This window comes from Roseinatronobacter domitianus (assembly GCF_023336755.1).
In the GTDB taxonomy this organism is placed as follows: domain Bacteria; phylum Pseudomonadota; class Alphaproteobacteria; order Rhodobacterales; family Rhodobacteraceae; genus Roseinatronobacter; species Roseinatronobacter domitianus.
Map to the genome: position 1 here is coordinate 1 of NZ_JALZWP010000015.1, position 20,329 is coordinate 20,329.

The following is a 20,329-nucleotide window of genomic DNA, read 5'->3' on the forward strand; positions in this document are numbered from 1 at the left end:
CAACGCCCACTTCCGAATAATCCTCAAAAATCCCATGTCTATCACTCCTGACGCCCCCGACTGCTTTGCGCAGGGGCAAGGTTGCACATGGGTCAATTCTCAATGACAATTTCTGCTGTTGCCGGGTCAGTTCTCAGTGACAATCAACACCATGGGCATCCGGGGACACTGGAGTGTTCCTCATGTCGCAACCTGTGCCCGGCATGAACATCCTCTGATCGTCCTTTACCGCGATCCTCACGCAACCGCGCGATACGACAATGCGCAGCATCTGTCGGCTGTCACAAAGTCGATTCTTGGCGGGGAACTTGATCGGCCCCGAGAAACCCCAGCTTCCTTTGAGGACTGGCTGGAAGATCGTCTTTTGTCCGGCCCGGGGCCGGACTGGCTGTCGGGTCACCCACTCCACGCTGCGTCGGTTTTCTGTCGCCTTCTGGGGATCGCCCTGTTGCGGCTTGACGGCCTCAGGCTCGATCATATCGCTGATGAGTCCCGGCACTCCCTATATGCCCTGGGGTTTGAAGTCGCCCAGGGCGGCGAAGATGCCGTCCGCCGCGCCCTCATCCGACTTCAAGAGTTGGTCGACACGCTGCAGGACGGCCCAAAGAAGACCTACCCTGCTCTTTATGACCGTTTGTCACATGATTACGCCGAGAACCCGGACTACGCCCCGTTCCGGCGCATACTTCGGGATCACATGGCGGCGACCTGGCCACTCGGCCCGGGCGATGAACTGCTTGGTGAACCGGTTCACGAGCGACGCCTGCATTCCGTCACCACGGCGTCCCGAGAGACAGGAGTCGATCCCCGTCGGTTACGGAAGCAACTGTCTGCTGCAGGCCTTCTGGTGGAAGATTCTGTTCTGCCAGACTCTTGGGCGGTATTCGACGCCGCGGCGGCGGCACCTATCCTCCGCGATCTGATAGTTCTGGTTGCCGCGACGGAGTTCCGCGAAATCATCGGCGCGACCCGGTCACAGTTCGACCTTCTGGTCGCCGACGGGGTTCTCAAGCCCTCGCTTGAAACGTCGGAAACCAAATCAGTGTGGGATCCCAGGGCTGGAACCGCGTTTCTGACAGGACTGTTGCGGGGCGCAGTCCAGCTCCGCCAACCCCAACACAGCTGGGAACATATCTCGAAATCCGCGCAGCGACTCAAGATCGGACCCGGTGTAATCATCCGCGCCATCATGGATGGACAGTTACGCCGGATCGGAAACCTTGAGGGCCGGACCGGATACTCTGCCGTATATGTCGATCATGACGAAGTCGCCCGGTTGTTGGGAAGTGAAGCCCCCCCGGGGCACACGATCGAGACCTTCGCTAAATCTGTTGGTGCCGGTCCGCCGGTAGGCCTGCGCCGGCTCATCTTGGACGGACACACGCCCGCGACCCGGGCGATCAACCCCCGGACGAACGCGGAACAGTTCTATATCACGACCGCTGACGCGGAGGCGTTTCATGCCAAGTATTTCACGCCCAGGACGATGGCTAACGCCTATCGCAGGAGCTGGCAGAGCCTGCGTATTGAACTGCAGCAATACGGCACGGGACAGTTTAGACGTGACGATTGCGACTACGGGCGCATCTTCCTGCGCGACATGGTAGAGTGTTGTTTGGGTAAACCTCAACTCCATCGCTGAAAGGTCACCGAAAGGGACGAACTCGTGGATGTGGTCAAATTTGTCACGAGAACGGCCCAGACTGGACATGCTTAATGCTCTAGCCCATCTTCCAATGGGTCTTGCCTGCCACCCAGCACCTGAACTTCATCGCCATTCGGAAACAAGTAGCCGACAAGGTCAGCGATCAGTGGTTCCATAAAGGGCATGCGAGCGCGGAAATCATCTGCGGTTTTGTTTGCGTAGTGCCTGGCCATCGGCCCCTTGCCTTCCTGTTCGAACTCCTTTTTTACGAAGATCGCCCAGTCCTGGTGAAGGTGCTGATCCAAAGTTGTTTCAGCATTCACGATCTGGTTATTTAGGTCCTTCGAGATAACGCTAGGAACGTTCCTTGTTTTCAGATAGCCGCGATCGTCAGCCCAAACCCACGCGTCCTTGTCATAGAGACACTCAAGGACAACTGGAACCCGGAACCCAGCCTGAAGCGCTGGGAATAGGTGTGGTGGCGTAGGCAGTTTAAAGCACTTCGCCGACTTTATATTATCGGGGACAGCATTCCAATTCTGAAGGGCGACCTTAGCTTCGGGGTCTAAATCCAGCAGGCCCACTGCCTTGGGCAGTTCCGGATGATGCTTCGCCCGGCTCCGCCATGATAGGAGCATGTCGATTACGTAGTTGATCCCAGCCCCAGCTTTGGTCTCTACATCGATATCGTCGGCCCTTTCAGTCGCAAATACTCTCAGGGCCTTACTGATGATCAGTTTATCGGATTCGCCCTCGACGAAGATTTTCCGGCGGTTGGCCTGGCCAATTCGCTCAACCTCGGCTCGGGCTTGTTCTTGACGCCGCACCCTGTCCTCTATTTCAGTAACCAGGGGTGCAAACAGAGCGGTGGTTCCCATCCGAACATCTAGATCCCCAAGTTCGGTGGCTTGTTTGGTTCCCTCTTCAACTCCCTCACGGAAAATATGGTGACAGGTAATCAGTCTCCCGTCCTCCTGCTTCTTTCGGTGCAGATTGTAGAAGACTGGGGAATGTGTGGTGAGGAATATTTGGGAGACCCCATGGCCTATGAAACTCCAAAACTGGTCGGCAAGTTGCACGCAACTGGAAAGTTCCAGATTGTTCTCAGGCTCTTCATATCCCCAGATGAACGTATGGGGTTGAGCGCCCCGCACCTGCAGGCTGCGTTTTTTGTCCGCCATGAATTTCAGAATCAGCGGGATGTGTCTGGCCTTTATCCCGTCGCCCCGCTCGTTGAGCGAAATGTCCTGGCCCTCGCTAAGGAAATCGAGGCTTTCGAAAATGTGGCTCAAGTCCTTGGGCAGAGCCAAGCGGGAACGGAAACCGAGGGACGCCGTGATTTGCGTTGTCAGATCTTCTAGCTGATGGGATATTGACTGCTCGAACTCTTGGCTTGAATCACGGAATGCCCTGTCTGCAACTTCGGCAATGATGTCGTATATGCTGGCCCTGAGTTCAGAGAAATATTCTACGTCTTTGATCGCAGGCACATAAACAAAATTGATGTTCCGAAGCAGTCCGTGAGCGTTTGACTGTCTTGGAATTTCAACCGTTTCGATATTTGCCCCACCACGTGGACCGGCCACGTGCCGCCGTCCGGAGTATTCGCTATGAACCAGCCCCTCGGAACGCCATCGTCGCTCCCAGACCACGAAATCGCCGTTTGTAGCTCGATAAGCCTCTGGTAACTCAATTTCAAGCTTGATGGAGATTTCCTTGGCCCGTCGGTTCGGGTTGTTAAAAACGTTGTGATCGACTTCAAAGTTGAGATCATCGCCAGGCATTGTCCGGCCGTTGAAGAACAGGTTCAGGGCTCTGAGGACGTTGGACTTCCCCGAGTCGTTCTTGCCGACCAGAACGGCCAGTTTACCCGGCGAAAACGACAGACTGCGCGCCGACCGGAAATTTCGTATTTCGATGTTGATGATGTGGAGGCTCATGAACTCTCTGAAATAATATATTATTAATCCGGTGCACGTTGGCAGACACATGGACCGCGCGCAATCTTAAGCTGTTCTAAATCTTTGCTACTGCTACGGGGCGGGCGCCCAAACAATTTGAAACAAGTTAATTTGGAAGACCCGACCGCTGATCACTGCTGCGGTTTTTGATCGCCCGAAAAAACTCTTGACAGCCTATGCGCAGGCTTTTGGTTTCGCCTGCGCACGGTTATGGTTTTTCTCGGTCCTCGCGCAAAACATCAGCCGCATTTGCTATGCCCGCAGGCACGGCAGGTCATGCAGCCTTCGATCATCACCATTTCATACGCGCCGCAAGACGGACAGCCAGAGGGTCGCGCACCGGTTTGCGCCGCCGGGTCCGATACCAGCCCCAGCCCTGCCCCGTCGATAAACCCGATCCGCACCAAGTGCTGTTCAATCACCCCACCAATGGCCGCGAGAATAGAGGGGATATACTGCCCCTGCACCCAAGCCCCACCGCGCGGGTCGAACACGGCTTTCAGTTCTTCCACCACGAAAGACACATCGCCCCCGCGCCGGAACACCGCAGAGATCATTCGTGTCAATGCCACGGTCCAAGCGTAATGTTCCATATTCTTGGAGTTAATGAAAATCTCGAACGGGCGGCGGTGGCCTGCGATCACTGTGTCGTTGATGGTGACATAGATCGCATGTTCCGAGCCGGGCCATTTCAGCTTGTAGGTGTGGCCTTCCAACGCTTCGGGCCGGTCGAACGGGTCAGACAGGTAGACGACATCGCCACCGGCCTTGGGGGCGGGTTGGGCCTCTGACACCGACAGGACGGACCCCGTCACGTCATTCGGGCGGTAGGTGGTACAGCCTTTGCAGCCCATGTCCCACGCCGCCAGATAGACATCCTTGAAGGCATCGAAGGAAATATCCTCGGGGCAGTTGATGGTTTTTGAAATACTGCTATCGACCCATTTCTGCGCCGCTGCCTGCATTTTCACATGGTCCATGGGGGCAAGCGTCTGGGCCGTCACCACATGATCGGGCAAGGGCGCATCCCCGTGCATCTGACGCCAAAGGGCAACGGCATAATCCTCGACCACCTCTTCCGTGCGCGAGCCGTCCTTTTGCAAAACCTTGCGGGTGTAGCTTGTGGCGAAGATCGGCTCAATGCCAGAGCTGACATTGCCCGCATACAGGCTGATCGTCCCAGTGGGCGCGATAGAGGTCAAAAGCGCGTTGCGAATACCGTGCTCGGCCACCGCCGCGCGCACATCCGCATCCATCGTCTGCATGGTGCCCGACGCCAGGTAGGCGTCCCGCTCGAACAGCGGAAACGCCCCCTTCTCGCGCGCCAATTCGACACTGGCCAGATAGGCGGCGCGGGCCACCGCGCGCATCCAGGCATCGGTCTGGGCCACAGCTTCATCAGACCCGTATCGAAGGCCAGTCAGAACCAAGGCATCGGCCAAACCCGTCACGCCCAGCCCGATGCGGCGTTTGGCTTGAGCTTCCTGCGCCTGCGCATCCAGCGGGAAGCGAGACACGTCCACAACATTATCCATCATCCGCACGGCCACACGCACAAGGTCGTCCAGCGCGGTCACATCCAGTTTCGCGGCCTCGGTGAACGGTTCCGCAACCAGCCGCGCCAAATTGATCGACCCCAGCAAACACGCGCCATAAGGCGGCAGGGGTTGTTCGCCGCACGGGTTGGTCGCGGCAATGGTTTCGCAATAGGCGAGGTTGTTGGCGGCGTTGATCCGGTCGATGAAAATCACCCCCGGCTCGGCATAGTCATAGGTCGCACGCATGATCTTGTTCCACAGGTCACGCGCCTGCACCGTGCGATACACCTTGCCGTTAAACACCAGATCCCAAGAGCCGTCGGCCTTGACCGCATCCATGAACGGGTCTGTCACCAGAACCGACAGGTTGAACATGCGCAGCCGTGCGGCGTCCTGCTTGGCGGTGATGAAATCTTCAATGTCGGGGTGGTCGCACCGCATGGTGGCCATCATTGCGCCGCGACGGCTACCCGCCGACATGATGGTGCGGCACATCGCATCCCACACATCCATGAACGAGAGCGGGCCAGAGGCATCTGCCGCCACGCCATGCACCGCCGCCCCCTTAGGACGGATGGTGCTGAAATCATAGCCAATCCCACCGCCTTGCTGCATGGTCAGCGCGGCCTCTTTCAGCATATCGAAAATACCGCCCATGCTGTCGGGAACGGTGCCCATAACAAAGCAGTTGAACAGCGTCACGCTGCGCCCCGTTCCAGCCCCTGCGGTAATGCGGCCCGCAGGCAGGAACTTGAAATCCTCCAGCGCGTTATAGAACTGATCTTCCCATGCGGCAGGGTCAGCTTCGGCCTGCGCCAAAGCCCGCGCGATCCGGCGCCAGCTTTCCTCGACCGTCTGGTCCAGAGCGGTGCCATCAGCTCCCTTCAAACGATATTTCATGTCCCAGATTTGTTCGGCAATCGGGGCAGAGAAGCGGCTCATGGTGGCATCCTTTGGGGTTGGCGCAAGGGAGATGACAAATAGGGCTTGCAAAGACATCGGTCAACGCTGTCATGACACTGTTATCCCCGCGACACACAAGGACTAGCATGAGCGAGCTTTCAAAAGGATGGGCCGGTGTGGTCGCAGCACTTGGGGCCACGACCATCCTTGGCTATGGCGCGATCTTCTACGCCTTCCCAATTCTCGTGCCTTTCGTGGCGGCAGAATTCGGCGTCTCTCCGGCAACCCTGTTCGGGATGTTTTCTGTCGGCCTGTTCCTTGGCGGCGTCTTGTCCAGCCGGTTCGGGGGCTGGCTGGACCGCTTCGGTGCGCCGCGCGTCATGACCTTGGCAAGCGCGGCGGTCGCCGGTCTGTTCGCGGGCTTGGCAGCCGCACCGAATATCTGGGTCTATGGCGCGTTGATCGTCACGCTGGAAGCCATCAGCTTTCTGGTGCTTTATGATGCGGCCTTTGCTGCATTGGCGCTGCGTGTGCCGCGTGGCACGCGGCAAGCCATCACGCGGCTGACGCTGATCGGCGGCTTTGCCTCGACGCTCTTCTGGCCACTGACCGGCTGGATGGTCGAATCCATCGGCTGGCGCGGCTGCTACATGGTATTCGCCGGGCTGCACCTGATGGTCGCCTTGCCTTTGCATGGCTGGATCGCGGCGTTGGGCCGCAAAATGAACCTAGCGGCCCAAAGCGAAGCTGCGCCAGCCCCCGACAGGGCGGCCGTTCCCCAGCACCACTCCAAGCGCGCATTTTGGCTTTTGGGCGTCAGTTTCGCGCTGACCGGCATCGCGATAGCAGCCTTTGGCGTGCATCTGGTGCCGGTGCTGCTGGAGCGGGGTCTGGGCCAGACGGCTTATTTGGTCGGCATGGCCATGGGGCCGACCCAAGTTCTGGTGCGGGTGGTCGATGCGACGCTGTGGCGTGGGTTTCACCCGCTAAGCGTGGCGCTGATTTCCGGCAGCGCAGTGGCCCTGGCTGTGGCCGTTCTGTTGGTGCCCAGCAGTGACATGGGGCTTGCCTTGGCCTTCGCGGTGCTCTTTGGCGCCGGGCAAGGGCTGGCCAGTATCGTGCGCGGGGCGGTGCCGCTGGCCTTGTTCGGACCGGCCGGCCTGGGCCAACGCTTGGGACAACTTGCAGGCTTGCGCAATGTCAGCGCGGCGGCAGCCCCGGTGCTGTTTGCGGTGGCGCAACAAACGATTGGGCTGTCAGCAACGCTGTGGCTGTGTCTGGTGATCGCTCTGGCGGGGCTGGCTTTGCTGATCCCCTTGCGCAAACTGGCGCTGGCGCATTGATCTGGCTTGCCCACAGGCGCCACCACGTTAATTAGGGGGCATGGCAAAGCTCAATCTGATTAAAATATGCGTCGGCGCGGAAACCGTCGAAGACCTGCTGGGCTGGCAGCGCCACCCGCGCGCGAAAGGGCCGGATGGCATGCCCCGCCACGTCACGCGCATGTGGCCCAAACGGGCCGAGGAACTGCTGGCCGGGGGCTCGCTTTACTGGGTGTTCAAAGGCTCCATCCTCGCACGGCAACGCATTTTGCGGCTGGACGAGGTGACAGGGGCTGACGGCATCACCCGGTGTGGCATCGTGCTGGACCCAGCTGTTGTGCGCACCACCGCCGCCACGCGCCGCCCATTTCAGGGCTGGCGCTACCTGAAACCTGAAGACGCCCCCGCAGACCTGCCCAAGGCCCGCAAAGGCGATGACAGTTTACCGCCGGACCTTGACGCAATGCTGGCCGAGATCGGGTTGCGCTGAAACATGCCAGCCACAAGCTGAAACCTGTTTTTGGCTTGTAGGCGCAGCGCGCCAGAAACCTCAGCCGATCTGCGACAGCGCCGGAAAGGTTTCCAGCAGCCACCAGCTAAATCGGGTAAACGCACCCGTGACCATGGCAAGGCCGACCAGCAACAACAGCCCGCCCATGACCTTCTCTATCATTCCCATATGTCGCTTCAGATGGGTCATCAGCGTCATGGATCGTTGCACAAAGATCGCCGCCAACAGAAACGGCAGCCCCAGCCCCAGGGCATAGACCCCCAGCATCAGCGTGCCACGGGCCGAATCGGCCTGTGTTGCGGCCATGGAAAGGATCGCCCCCAGAACCGGGCCGATGCATGGCGTCCAGCCAAAGGCAAAGGCCAGCCCCAGCACATAGGCACCAAAAGCAGAGCCGCCCTTGTCACCCGCATCAATCCGGGCCTCGCGCATCAGGAACGGAATGCGGAACACGCCCAGGAAATGCAGCCCGAACACGATGACCACAGCCCCCGCGATCTGGCCGAACAATTCGGCGTTTCGCAAGAACAAGTTGCCCATAGTCGAGGCGGTGAACCCCAGGATCAGGAATACCGTAGACAGCCCCATCACGAAGAACAGCGCGGGCACGATCGTGCGCCGCCGCTGCGCGCCCGATGTCATTTCCTGCATCGACACGCCCCCCATATAGGCAAGGTAAGGCGGCACAATAGGCAGCACGCAGGGCGATAGAAAAGACAACACACCGCCGGCAAAGGCGATGAGCAGCGCGGGCATCAGGGCTGCATCAAATAAGTCAATTCCGAACATCGGGAGCCTTTGGTAACTGTCGTGTCGAACCTAATCCAACCGCAGGCAAAGATCACGCGCCTGCGCCGTCACTTTCCCGTGGCTTAGGAGGGTGACGGCGCAGAGCGCAGGGCTTAACGCGACCACCAGCCACGCCGACGCGGCTTTTCTGCCACTGGCGCAGGCGCTTCGGAGGACGCGGGTTCTGGTGTTGCCGCCTCGGTCGCCTCAGCCTCTGGCGCCTCAGCCTCTGGCGCCTCAGGTTCGGATGTATCCGCTACGGTGTCTACCGTGGCAGGTATGGGCGCATCTTCGACCGCAACGGGCGCTGGCACAGGTTCCTTGGACGCGGGCGTGGTCTCTGCCGCAGGCTCTGCAACTGGCGCGTCTTGCACTGTGTCAGATGCCGACGCTTCAGCGGCCTCCGGCGCAAGCCCGGGCGTGGTCTCTGCCGGTTGGTCGGTGGCAGGCTCGGCGCTGCTCTCGACAGGCGCATCTGCTGCGGCCACCGGCTTGCGACGGCTGCGACTACGGCGCGCAGGCTTCTTTTCCGCCACAGCTTCGCTGCCATCTGCGGCCGGGGCTTCGACACCCTCGGCCTCGACTGCGGCTTCTGCCACGGGTTTCTTGGCCCGCGAGGCGCGCTTGCGCTTGGGCTTCTCGGCGGGGGCCGCCTCGGGTGCAGCCGCCTCGATGGCATCGGGCTCTGCTGCTGCATCGGCCTCGGTCGCAGTGCCGGAATCCGTTACGGATTCCGGACCGGATTCCGAATCGGAATCCGGTGTTGCGTCCTCAGACCCGGTTTCGCCATCCTTACCGCCGCGCCGACGCCGACGACGCCGACGCTTCTTGCGTGGCTGGTCGTCGGTGTCGTTCTTGGGCTCGCTCGTGGCCTCCGCGTCCTCTTCGGGCGCTTCGGGTTCCTCCAGCTCTTCTTCCAACTCCGGCATCAGCTTGCTGTCCATAGACACCACCGCCGCTTGCGGGGTCGGCACACGGGTCGCTGTCTTGAACTTCTCGATCACAAAATCAGGGCTGATCATGGACGGATCGGCCTCTAACCGCACCGCCATACCGAACCGCGCCTCAATCTGCGCCAGATGTTCCCGCTTGTAGTTGAACAGGAAGTTGATCACGGCGGCAGGCGCGCGCACCAGAACCTCAAGCGATTTGCCGCGCGTGCCCTCTTCCTCGATCTGGCGCAGCACGGTCAGCGCCATACTGTCATCAGACCGGATCAGCCCGGTGCCGTGGCAATGTGCACAAGGCTGCGTGGTTGCTTCCAACATGCCGGGGCGCAGGCGCTGGCGGCTCATCTCCAGCAGGCCAAATCCTGAGATGCGGCCAACCTGAATTCGCGCGCGATCAGATTTCAACTTATCTTTCAGCATCTTCTCGACAGCGGCGTTATTCTTGCGCTCTTCCATGTCGATGAAGTCGATCACGATCAGCCCGGCCAGGTCGCGCAAGCGCAACTGGCGTGCAATTTCTGCCGCCGCTTCCAGATTTGTCTTGACCGCCGTATCCTCGATCGACCCCTCACGCGTGGCGCGCCCAGAGTTGATGTCGATCGCCACCAACGCCTCGGTAATCCCGATCACGATATACCCACCCGAAGGCAGTTGCACCGTGGGGTTGAACATGCCGGTTAACGTGGTTTCAACCTGGTAGCGCGCGAAAAGCGGCAGGCCTTCATCATACAGCTTCACGTTCTTGGCGTGGGACGGCATGATCATCTTCATGAAGTCCTTGGCCACGCGATACCCGGCTTCACCTTCGACCAGAACCTCTTCGATATTCTTGCTATACAGGTCGCGGATGGACCGCTTGATCAGGTTGCCTTCTTCATAAATCGGGGTGGGCGCGATGGATTTCAGCGTCAGATCGCGGATCTGCTCCCACAGGCGTAGCAGGTATTCATAGTCGCGCTTAATCTCTGCCCTGGTACGGTTCGCGCCTGCGGTGCGAATAATCAGCCCCGCCCCTTCCGGCACAATGATCTCACCCGCGATGGCTTTCAGCTTTTGGCGGTCGGCGGCATTGGTAATCTTGCGGCTAATCCCGCCTCCGCGCGCGGTGTTGGGCATAAGCACGCAATACCGGCCCGCCAGCGACAGGTAGGTGGTCAGCGCCGCGCCCTTGTTGCCGCGCTCTTCCTTGACGACCTGCACCAGCATGATCTGGCGCACCTTGATGACTTCCTGAATTTTGTAGCGGCGCATGCGCGGCTTGCGGCGCGGGCGCGCCTCTTCGATCGGGTCGCCGTCAGAGACGGATTCGATCCGGTCATCGAGGTCGCTTGCATGTTCGGCCGCGACATAGGCCTCTTCTGCCGCTTCCGCGTCAGAATCGTCTTCGGCAAATGTAGTGTCAACTTCTGTCGCGGCGGATTCTACCGTGCCGACGGCGCTGTCAGACGCTGCCGCGTTATCGGCATCATCCTCAGAACCTTGCTGCTCTGCAACGGTGGCCGACGCGTCGTCACCTTCAGGGCTGCGCACATCGCCGTCGCCCGACGGCTCGACAATGTCCATCCCGGCAATCGCGCCAGTCTGCACCTGATCGTCAGCCTCGACCGTTTCGGCCTTGGCAGATTTGCGTCGATTGCTGGAGCGGCGTGGCTTGCGGGCCGGTTTCTCGGCCTTGGGGGCGTCGTCATCTTCGGCATCGGCGGCAAGCGCGCGCTCTTCTTCCAGAAGTGCCGCGCGGTCGGCGGCGGGGATCTGGTAGTAATCTGGGTGAATCTCGTTAAAGGCTAGAAAGCCATGACGGTTGCCCCCGTAATCGACAAAAGCCGCCTGAAGCGACGGTTCGACCCGTGTAACCTTGGCTAGATAGATGTTGCCGGCAAGTTGACGGCGGCTGGCGGTTTCAAAATCGAATTCCTCGACCTTGTTACCATCCACCACGACAACGCGGGTTTCCTCCGCGTGGGTGGCATCGATGAGCATTTTCTGTGACATTGTGTTCCGTTGCATCCGGGGTCACGCGGGCGCACGGGCACAATGCCGGGCGGCGCATTTGGCGTGATGGGATGGCTTGTCAGAGCGCCAAACGAAACCATATTCACACATCTGTCTATCAGCACCGCGGCAGACGCACTGCTGCGGGATAGATTCGGGATGCGCTTCGGTCCGTTCATCGCGGTTCCAAAAGTGCCACGTCAACGTGGCTGTTCAGGTTACGCCCGATCATTCGTGAAAACGAGGCGGGCTGTTCAAGCCTTGCGGCCTATCCATCTGCCAAGGGGACGCGGCGAATTCAGCGCGACCATCCACCAGAGCAGCGAAATCTGTCGGGGTTTGCAATTGGTTTGCAGACCTTAACTCCGGTAGCATAGACCTCTAGTGCGATAAATGACAATGGCAATTCAACGTCCTGCGGAAAAACGCAGGACATCAGACATAGTCAGACCGGACGAGCCCGTATTTCGCCATCTTTTCGTTCAGCGTTCGGCGTGGCAGGCGCAACTCTTCCATCACAGCCGCAATAGCACCCTTGTGTCGCCGCATCGTGTTGTCGATCAGGATACGCTCAAACGCTTCCACATGCTCTTTCAGAGGCTTGCCATCGGTGGTCAGCGCTTCGCCAGACGCCTCGTTATCGGCCATGACCAACGACATGAGCGCGCCATCCTCGCGACGGCTTTGCAATACGCAACGCTCGGCGATGGTCACAAGCTGGCGCACATTGCCGGGCCAGGGGGCCTGCAACAATTGCGCCGCGTCCGGCATGGACAATTCCGGCGCCGGGCAACCGTATTCCTCCGCGAAACGGGCCAGATATTCGTTGAACAGCGCGATGATGTCCTCACCCCGCGCGCGCAGAGGCGGCAGCACGATCTGATGCGCGCCAAGACGGAAAAACAGGTCCGGGCGCAAGGCGTCCTCCAGCGTCTGGTCCTGCTTGTGCCCATTGCAAACAGCTATGATACGGGTTTCAGGCGGGCTGCCCTGCGCATCGACATAAGCCAGCAACCGGGCCTGAACCGGCTCTGACACCGCCTCGATATCTTCCAAAACCAATGTGCCGCCGCGCGCGATGTCGGCCAATGGGCGCTCGGCGCTGTCCGTGGCGGCGGGACCAAAGAGCCGCGCGATCAGGGTCGCGTCTTCAAGGCCCGCGCAATTAAGCGATACCAGCTTGCGGCCCGACCGGCTGCCCACCGCGTGCAGAGCATGGGCGACCAGCGTCTTGCCAGTGCCGGTTTCGCCGTCAATCAGCACATGCCCATCGGCCTGCCCGATATCCAGAATATCCTCACGCAGCCGCTGCATAAGCGCCGAGTCCCCGATCAGACGTTTCATCATTGTCGGGCCGTCGGCCAGTTCGGTGCGCAAGGCGCGCGCTTCCATCGCCTGCGCGCGCGCTTTCGCCGCGCGTTCGGCCAATGCCATCATCTTTTCTGGATTGAATGGCTTTTCCAGGAAATCATAGGCCCCCAGACGCATCGCTTCGACCGCCATAGGCACATCACCATGCCCGGTTATCAGGATGACCGGGATCGTGCTGTCCACGGCAATCAACCGCTTCAGCAAAGCCATACCATCCAGCCCCGGCATACGGATATCGGTAATGACCACGCCGGGAAAATCGCTGTTGATGGCTGCGATTGCCTCTGCCCCATCGGCATAGGTTTCGGTCGTGAACCCGGACAATGCCAACCATTGGCTGATGGATTGGCGCATATCCTGTTCATCATCGACAATGGCAACATGCATGGCGCGGCTCATGGGCGCGATCCTTTCATTTTCCGCCAGATGGCCCAAGCCCGACATGACAGGCAAGCGGTTTCAGGGCACATTCGCGTTACGCCCCTTTCTGAGTGGGGGCAATGTGGCGCGGAAATTCAACCTCGAACACAGCGCCGCCCTCGCCGGGGTTCAGGGCCGTCAGGCGCCCACCATGATCCTTGACGATCCCCGAGGAAATAGCCAGCCCAAGGCCCACCCCCTGCCCGGCGGGTTTGGTGGTATAGAAGGGTTCAAACAGGCTATCGATATCAGCAATCCCCACGCCATTGTCGCGCACCGTCAACTTGGCAGTATCGCCTTGGCTAAGGATGATGTCGATCTGCGGGGCATTGGTGCCCTTGGTCGCATCCACAGCGTTGCGCACAAGGTTCAGGATAACCTGTTCGACCCGGACGCTGTCACCAAGGATCATGACCGGATCAGGCGGCACGGTGCGCACCAGCAAAACCCGGCTGTCGCGCAAAAGCGGCTCCATCATGGTGAGGGCATCAGCGATGCAGGTGCGCAAGTCGATCGGGGCGAAGGCTTCGCCGCCCTTGCGGGCAAAGGATTTCAATGTCCGTGCAATCGCGCCCATACGGTCGATCAGGTCATCAATCCGTTGAAAAGAGGCCAGTGCTTCTTCGGTGCGCTTGCGCCGCAACAGCAGGCGCGCCCCGGCAAGATAGGTCTTCATGGCCGCAAGGGGCTGGTTCAGCTCATGGCTGACAGACGCCGACATTTCGCCCAAAGACGCCAGTTTCGAGGATTGCGCCAAGGTTTGTTCGGCCACGGCCAGATCTTTTTGCATCCGCACCCGTGCCGCGATCTCGCGTTGCAGACGGGCGTTAAGCGCGCGCAATTCCTCAGATTCACGCTGGAACACGGCCGATTGCGTGTAAGCGCGGCGGCTGAGGATGTAGAAGGTCAGCGCAAGAAGCAGCGCAAAGCCTGTCAAAACCAGCGCCAGCGCCGCGTTTACCTGCTCGCGCACCGAATCATATCGGGTAAAGCTGACCAAACGCCAGCCCCGGAATGGCACTCGCACTTCTGACCGCAACACGGCCTCGCCGCGCAGGAATGCATCGGGCGACGGTTGCGTCCAGTCCGTGGTCGCACGAAAAGCGCGGGCGATTGCGGATGGCGCATCGCGGATCGCAAGCGCCTCCTCCACCGACCGCCCACGCCAGCGCGGTTCGGTGGCCAGCACGATTCGCCCAGAGGATTCCAGAAGCGCCACAGCATCGGCAAAGCCGGCCCAACTGCGCTCGAATTTGGACAGGTCAGCAGAGACGACGACCACCCCCAGCACATCGCGCCCGTCACGCACAGCGCGCGAAAAAGTAAAACTAAACCCGCCGCTATCCAACTCGCGTGTCTGGAAGATAGTCTCGGGGGTGCGGCGCGCCTCGACAAACGCCGCGTCAGAGGACCGCAGCGTGCCCAGAATGTTGCGATCGGTCGCCCCTACGGTGCGCCCGTTCTGGTCCAGCAATTCGATAGAGGCCGCCCCGATCTCGTCTTGCAAGTCGATCAGGCGTTGCGAAATGGTCGCGAAATTCGCGTCGCGTAACGCATCCGCGATGACAGGGTCACGCGCCAACAGCAGCGGCACAACCGAGTTGCGTTGCAATTCGGACTGGATGTTGCCGGAATACAGAACCAGCCGCAATTCCGCGCGGTTACGGGTCGCATCGGTAAAGCTGGTGGATAACCAGTCGTTCAGAAACCAAGTGCTGCCCGCCGCGATCAGCAACAACGCCAAAACAGCCGCCCGCCCCCAAAGCGGTATGCCAAGGATGCTGGCACGGCGGTTGTCCAGGTCGGGTGGGCTAATCATGGCCGCAAGGATATTGCGATTAGCCCGACCGCTCAAGCGAGGCGTTTTCAGCCGGGCACGAAAGCGCCGATTAACCCGGCGAAAACCGCACGGCCATCGGCGCTACCCTGCGCGGCGTCCAATGCGCGTTCAGGATGAGGCATCATCCCAAGCACGCGACGGTTATCAGACAAGATGCCCGCAATATCGCCATCCGACCCGTTAGGGTTCTGTGCATAGGTAAAGGCCACACGCCCCTCGCCTTGCAGCCGCGCGACGGTGTTTGCATCTGCGGTGAAATTGCCGTCATGATGCGCCACAGGAATGTTGATCTGCGCGCCCTCGGAATAGCCCGAAGTAAAGGCGCTATCCGTCGTCACCACGTTCAGGCCGACCGGTTTGCAGACGAATTTAAGCCCGGCATTGCGCAGCAAAGCCCCCGGCAAAAGCCCCATTTCCAAAAGCACCTGAAAGCCGTTGCAGATGCCCAGAACGTAGCCCCCGGCCTGTGCATGGGCCGCGATGGCGGTGCCGATGGGCGACCGCGCGGCAATCGCACCGCAGCGCAGGTAATCACCATAGGAAAACCCGCCGGGCAAACCGACCACGTCCACGCCAGCTGGCAGGGCGGTGTCCTTGTGCCATACGCGCACGACCTCTGCGCCCGATTGCTCAAAAGCAACGGCCAGGTCGCGGTCGCAGTTCGACCCCGGAAATGTAATGACAGCGGCTTTCATCCGTTACCCTTCCAGAGGTTCCAGCGCATAGCTTTCGATGACAGTATTCGCCAGCAGCTTTTCACACATGGCGCGGGCCTGTTCTTCGGCACGGACCGGATCTGTTTCGGCAAGATCGAGTTCGATCATCTTGCCTTGGCGAACCTTGTTGACCCCCTCAAAGCCAAGCGAGCCAAGCGCATGGCGCACGGCCTCGCCCTGTGGGTCCAGAACGCCGGGTTTAAGGGTGACGATGACACGCATTTTCATGGAACAAACTACCTTTTAATTCATCAACTTGGGTTTGGGCATGGGCGTCGCGTTGCGCGGCATCACACCAAGGCGGCGCGCGACTTCGGAATAGGCGTCGGTCAGGCTGCCCAGATCGCGGCGGAACACGTCCTTGTCCAGTTTCTGCCCGGTCTTGATATCCCACAACCGGCAGGAATCAGGGCTGATCTCATCGGCAATGACAAGGCGCTGCATGTCACCCTCGAACTGGCGGCCAATTTCGATTTTGAAATCGACCAGCGTGATACCCACGGCCAGCATGATCCCCGACAGGAAATCATTCACACGAACGGCCAAGGCGACCATGTCGTCCAGGTCCTGATGGCTGGCCCAGTTGAAGGCGAGGATCTGATCCTCGCTCACCAGCGGGTCGCCCAGTTTGTCGTCCTTGTAATAGAATTCGATGATCGGGCGCGGCAGGCGCGTGCCTTCCTCTATTCCAAGACGCTTCGACATGGACCCGGCGGCAATGTTGCGGATCACCACTTCCAGCGGGATGATCTCTACCGCGCGGATCAATTGCTCGCGCATGTTGATACGCTTGATGAAATGCGTCGGCACCCCGATCTGGTTCAACCCGGACATAACGAATTCCGACAGCATGTTGTTCAACACGCCTTTACCGTCGATCACGTCGCGCTTTTCGGCGTTGAAGGCGGTCGCGTCGTCTTTGAAATACTGCACCAGCGTGCCGGGCTCCGGCCCTTCATAGAGAATCTTGGCCTTACCTTCATAGACTTTGGTGCGGCGTGCCATCGGCAATCTCCAATAGGGGAAGCACCGCGAAACGCGGTGTTGTCTGGGGTGCCTATACTCTAGCACTGGCGCGGTCGCAAGCTAAGCCGTTCGCGTCATTTACCCCGGTTTGACCTTGCAGCAAAGCCGCCCAATGGGCATATGTTATCTAACATTACACAAACTGACGAGGGCCAGTCATGACCACTTTCAACGACCGCGAACGCGCCTTTGAAAACAAATACGCCCATGACGCGGAAATGCAGTTCAAGGCCGTTGCGCGCCGCAACAAAAAGCTGGGTATTTGGGCAGCGGGCATGCTGGGCAAGACCGGCGATGCGGTCGAGGCATATGCGATGGAAGTCATCCGCGCCGATTTCGAAGAAGAAGGCCATGAGGACGTGTTCCGCAAGGTCGCCGCTGACCTGGATGGGAAGGCCGACGAAACCACGATCCGCGCCAGGATGGCTGAACTGCTGGCAGAGGCGAAAGCCGAACTCGCCGAGGGTTGAGTCCCGCGCGCAGTTTACATTTGATCTGCTCCCCTGCTTTGCGCTAAGCGCGCCCTGACACCGGGGCGAGCCTGTCCCGTATTGAGTGGGACCATGCACATGACCGACGCGCTGACAGAGCTTCTTGCAACCCGTGACTGGCTTCTGGCCGATGGCGCGACCGGCACCAACCTGTTCAACATGGGTTTGCAATCGGGCGATGCGCCCGAATTGTGGAATGCCGACGAACCCGAGAAGATTCGCGCGCTCTATCGTGGCGCTGTAGATGCCGGGTCGGATCTGTTCCTGACAAACACATTCGGCGGCAATGCCAGCCGGATGAAACTGCACGCAGCCGAATCGCGCGTGCATGAATTGAACCGCCTTGGTGCAGAGCTTGGCCGCGAGGTGGCGGATGCCAGCGGGCGCCGCGTGATCGTCGCAGGGTCCATGGGGCCAACGGGTGAAATCATGGCGCCGATGGGCAGCCTGACCCACGCGCTGGCGGTTGAGATGTTCCACGAACAGGCCGAAGGCCTGAAAGCGGGCGGGGCCGATGTGCTCTGGGTCGAAACCATTTCCGCCCCAGAGGAATACAAAGCCGCCGCAGAGGCCGCCGCGCTGGCCAACATGCCATGGTGTGGCACCATGAGCTTTGACACCGCCGGGCGCACCATGATGGGGCTGACCTCTGCTGCGATGGTGCAAATGGTGGACAAACTGGCGCATAAACCGCTGGCATTTGGCGCAAATTGCGGTGTTGGTGCGTCTGACCTGCTGCGCACGGCACTTGGCTTTGTCGAAGCGGGCGCCAGCCTGCCGATTATCGCCAAGGGCAACGCGGGCATCCCGAAATATGTCGACGGGCATATCCATTACGATGGCACGCCTGACCTGATGGCCGACTACGCCGTGTTGGCCCGCGATTGCGGCGCACGAATTATCGGTGGGTGCTGCGGCACGATGCCCGAGCACCTGCGCGCCATGCGTGCGGCGCTGGAAACCCGCGCCCCTGGACCGCGCCCGGACCTGGACACGATCAAAACCCGGATCGGTGGCTTTTCCTCTGCCGTGGACGGAACAGAGGCCGACAGCGCCGATGCGCCAACGCGCCGTGGCAATCGCCGCCGCCGCGAAACCTGACGGGCTATAGCGCGCGATACACCTGGCCCAGCTTTGGCGGGGCGCAGGTCGCCAAGTCCCGCACCAAGGTCGCAAATGGACGTGTCCGCCGCGACAAAATGCCCGACACCCTGACCAACATTCCAGTTCACGCGCCCGAAAGCGCGTTCTTTCGAGAGGTGTCTCCCATGTCTGATGAAGAAGAAATCATCCTCGCCAATCTGTCCGACGACGAACTGGTCGAGCAGATGATGGACGACCTTTATGATGGGTTGCGCGAAGAGATCGAGGAATCTGTCCGCATCCTGCTGGCGCGAGGTTGGACCCCCTATGACATCCTGACCAAGGCGCTGGTTGCGGGCATGACGATTGTCGGTCACGATTTCCGGGATGGCATTCTGTTCGTGCCCGAAGTGCTGCTGGCCGCCAATGCGATGAAGGGCGGTATGGCCATCCTGAAACCATTGCTGGTCGAAACCGGCGCGCCGCGCATGGGCAAGATGGTGATCGGCACCGTCAAGGGTGACATCCACGACATCGGCAAGAACCTTGTCGCCATGATGATGGAAGGCGCCGGGTTCGAGGTGGTCGACATGGGGATCAACAACGCGGTCGAAGCCTATCTGGAGGCGCTGGAACGCGAACAACCAGATATTCTGGGCATGTCAGCCCTGCTGACCACCACGATGCCTTATATGAAGGTTGTCATTGACACGCTGGTCGCCAAAGGGCTGCGCGACGATTACATCGTGTTGGTGGGGGGTGCGCCCCTGAATGAAGAATTTGGGCGCGCCATCGGCGCTGATGCCTATTGCCGCGATGCCGCGGTTGCGGTCGAAACCGCGAAAACGCTGGTTGCGCGCAAGCATAACCAGATGACGGCCGGCTGACGCCCACCGAGAGATTGCGCCTTGCCCGTGCCGGGCAAGCGCGCCACGGGGGCGCGGGGCCATTCGACCCCGCGCCCGTCTTTATTGCGATGCCGCGCATCAAGATCAGGGCCTTGCAAGCTGATATGTCGCGTCATGAGTATTTTTGGCAAGATGAAGCGCAAGCCTCAGTCAGAACGGCACCGGGGCCGAAACGGTCAACCCGCGCCCACCATCGGGATGCCGCAGCCGCAATTCGCGCGCGTGTAACATAAGGCGCGGAAAGGTCGCTGCGGTGTCGGTCGCGTAGAATGGATCACCAAGGATCGGGTGGCCCATCGCCAGCATATGCACACGCAACTGGTGGCTGCGCCCTGTCACAGGACTGAGACGAAGGCGCGAGCCATGCTCCTCGTGCCGCAAGAGCGCCCAGTCGGTTTGCGCCGGACGGCCGGTTTCATGGCATACCATCTGGCGCGGGCGGTTCGGCCAATCAACGGTCAGCGGAAGGTCAACCCGCCCCGCCTTTTCCGCCACCTGCCCCCAGACCCGCGCAATATATTGCTTGCGGGTCTGGCGCTTCTCGAACTGTAACCCAAGGTGACGCTGCGCCATTGGACTGCGCGCAAAGACAATCACGCCCGATGTGTCCATATCCAGCCGGTGCACCAGCAACGCTTCGGGAAACACGGCCTGCACACGGGCCAGCAGGCAATCGGCCAGATGCGCGCCACGCCCCGGCACTGACAAAACCCCGGCTGGCTTGTCGATGAAGACAAGTTCATGATCTTCATGCAGGATCACCAAGTCATCCTGCGGCGGCTGGTAAATGAAATCCGTCATGGGCCGGGTGTGCCGGAAATGGCAGGGTCGCGCAAGTTCCCGCGCTGCGTGATTGCCAGAGA

16 protein-coding genes are annotated in these 20,329 nt (G+C 60.2%); 6 read left to right on the forward strand and 10 right to left on the reverse strand.

What is annotated here, in order from left to right; genetic code table 11:
* The first annotated feature begins 136 nt into the window (after nt 1-136).
* On the forward strand, nt 137-1,642 hold the full coding sequence (locus M3N55_RS13245; RefSeq protein ID WP_249059866.1) for a hypothetical protein: 1,506 nt from the start codon (nt 137-139) through the stop codon (nt 1,640-1,642).
* A 71-nt stretch (nt 1,643-1,713) separates the two neighbouring features.
* On the opposite strand, the gene M3N55_RS13250 is transcribed toward M3N55_RS13245, so the two are convergent.
* Together M3N55_RS13250 and M3N55_RS13255 are read right to left on the reverse strand one after the other, a co-directional pair.
* Entirely contained in the window at nt 1,714-3,585 is a 1,872-nt protein-coding gene (locus tag M3N55_RS13250) for an ATP-dependent nuclease (protein ID WP_249059868.1), read from the reverse strand.
* Nucleotides 3,586-3,845: 260 nt separating this feature from the next.
* Entirely contained in the window at nt 3,846-6,086 is a 2,241-nt protein-coding gene (locus M3N55_RS13255; RefSeq protein WP_249059870.1) for an adenosylcobalamin-dependent ribonucleoside-diphosphate reductase, read from the reverse strand.
* Between the two features lie 107 nt (nt 6,087-6,193).
* On the opposite strand from M3N55_RS13255, the gene M3N55_RS13260 reads away from it, so the two are divergent.
* Together M3N55_RS13260 and M3N55_RS13265 are read left to right on the forward strand one after the other, a co-directional pair.
* Nucleotides 6,194-7,390, forward strand: coding sequence for an MFS transporter (locus M3N55_RS13260; RefSeq protein WP_249059873.1), 1,197 nt, complete (start codon nt 6,194-6,196; stop codon nt 7,388-7,390).
* Nucleotides 7,391-7,430: 40 nt separating this feature from the next.
* Nucleotides 7,431-7,859 carry a DUF1489 family protein gene (locus M3N55_RS13265; protein WP_249059874.1) on the forward strand — a complete coding sequence of 143 codons (429 nt, stop codon included), beginning with the start codon at nt 7,431-7,433 and terminating at the stop codon, nt 7,857-7,859.
* Nucleotides 7,860-7,919: 60 nt separating this feature from the next.
* Here M3N55_RS13265 and M3N55_RS13270 read toward each other — a convergent pair whose 3' ends face one another.
* The 7 genes from M3N55_RS13270 to purC form a co-directional block, all read right to left on the reverse strand.
* Nucleotides 7,920-8,669 carry a cytochrome c biogenesis CcdA family protein gene (locus M3N55_RS13270; protein ID WP_249059875.1) on the reverse strand — a complete coding sequence of 250 codons (750 nt, stop codon included), beginning with the start codon at nt 8,667-8,669 and terminating at the stop codon, nt 7,920-7,922.
* A gap of 113 nt (nt 8,670-8,782) precedes the next feature.
* Nucleotides 8,783-11,611, reverse strand: a complete 2,829-nt coding sequence (locus M3N55_RS13275; RefSeq protein WP_249059876.1) for an Rne/Rng family ribonuclease — start codon at nt 11,609-11,611, stop codon at nt 8,783-8,785.
* Nucleotides 11,612-12,046: 435 nt separating this feature from the next.
* A complete protein-coding gene (locus tag M3N55_RS13280; protein WP_249059878.1) occupies nt 12,047-13,381 on the reverse strand; it encodes a sigma-54-dependent transcriptional regulator in 1,335 nt (444 codons plus the stop codon).
* Nucleotides 13,382-13,457: 76 nt separating this feature from the next.
* The gene (locus M3N55_RS13285; RefSeq protein ID WP_249059968.1) at nt 13,458-15,221 is read right to left on the reverse strand and encodes a sensor histidine kinase; all 1,764 of its coding nucleotides are present in this window, start codon (nt 15,219-15,221) and stop codon (nt 13,458-13,460) included.
* A 47-nt stretch (nt 15,222-15,268) separates the two neighbouring features.
* Complete coding sequence (gene purQ / locus M3N55_RS13290) at nt 15,269-15,937, reverse strand: phosphoribosylformylglycinamidine synthase subunit PurQ (protein WP_249059880.1); 669 nt, start codon at nt 15,935-15,937, stop codon at nt 15,269-15,271.
* 3 nt (nt 15,938-15,940) lie between these two features.
* On the reverse strand, nt 15,941-16,186 hold the full coding sequence (gene purS, locus M3N55_RS13295; RefSeq protein ID WP_249059887.1) for a phosphoribosylformylglycinamidine synthase subunit PurS: 246 nt from the start codon (nt 16,184-16,186) through the stop codon (nt 15,941-15,943).
* 15 nt (nt 16,187-16,201) lie between these two features.
* A complete protein-coding gene (purC, locus tag M3N55_RS13300) occupies nt 16,202-16,963 on the reverse strand; it encodes a phosphoribosylaminoimidazolesuccinocarboxamide synthase (protein ID WP_249059888.1) in 762 nt (253 codons plus the stop codon).
* 179 nt (nt 16,964-17,142) lie between these two features.
* On the opposite strand from purC, the gene M3N55_RS13305 reads away from it, so the two are divergent.
* The 3 genes from M3N55_RS13305 to M3N55_RS13315 all read left to right on the forward strand — a co-directional run bounded on the left by M3N55_RS13305 (nt 17,143) and on the right by M3N55_RS13315 (nt 19,445).
* A complete protein-coding gene (locus M3N55_RS13305) occupies nt 17,143-17,454 on the forward strand; it encodes a DUF1476 domain-containing protein (RefSeq protein ID WP_249059890.1) in 312 nt (103 codons plus the stop codon).
* 99 nt (nt 17,455-17,553) lie between these two features.
* Nucleotides 17,554-18,576 carry a betaine--homocysteine S-methyltransferase gene (gene bmt, locus M3N55_RS13310; RefSeq protein ID WP_249059891.1) on the forward strand — a complete coding sequence of 341 codons (1,023 nt, stop codon included), beginning with the start codon at nt 17,554-17,556 and terminating at the stop codon, nt 18,574-18,576.
* 167 nt (nt 18,577-18,743) lie between these two features.
* Nucleotides 18,744-19,445, forward strand: coding sequence for a corrinoid protein (locus M3N55_RS13315; RefSeq protein ID WP_249059892.1), 702 nt, complete (start codon nt 18,744-18,746; stop codon nt 19,443-19,445).
* A 171-nt stretch (nt 19,446-19,616) separates the two neighbouring features.
* On the opposite strand, the gene M3N55_RS13320 is transcribed toward M3N55_RS13315, so the two are convergent.
* Complete coding sequence (locus tag M3N55_RS13320; RefSeq protein ID WP_249059971.1) at nt 19,617-20,267, reverse strand: pseudouridine synthase; 651 nt, start codon at nt 20,265-20,267, stop codon at nt 19,617-19,619.
* Nucleotides 20,268-20,329 lie beyond the last annotated feature (62 nt).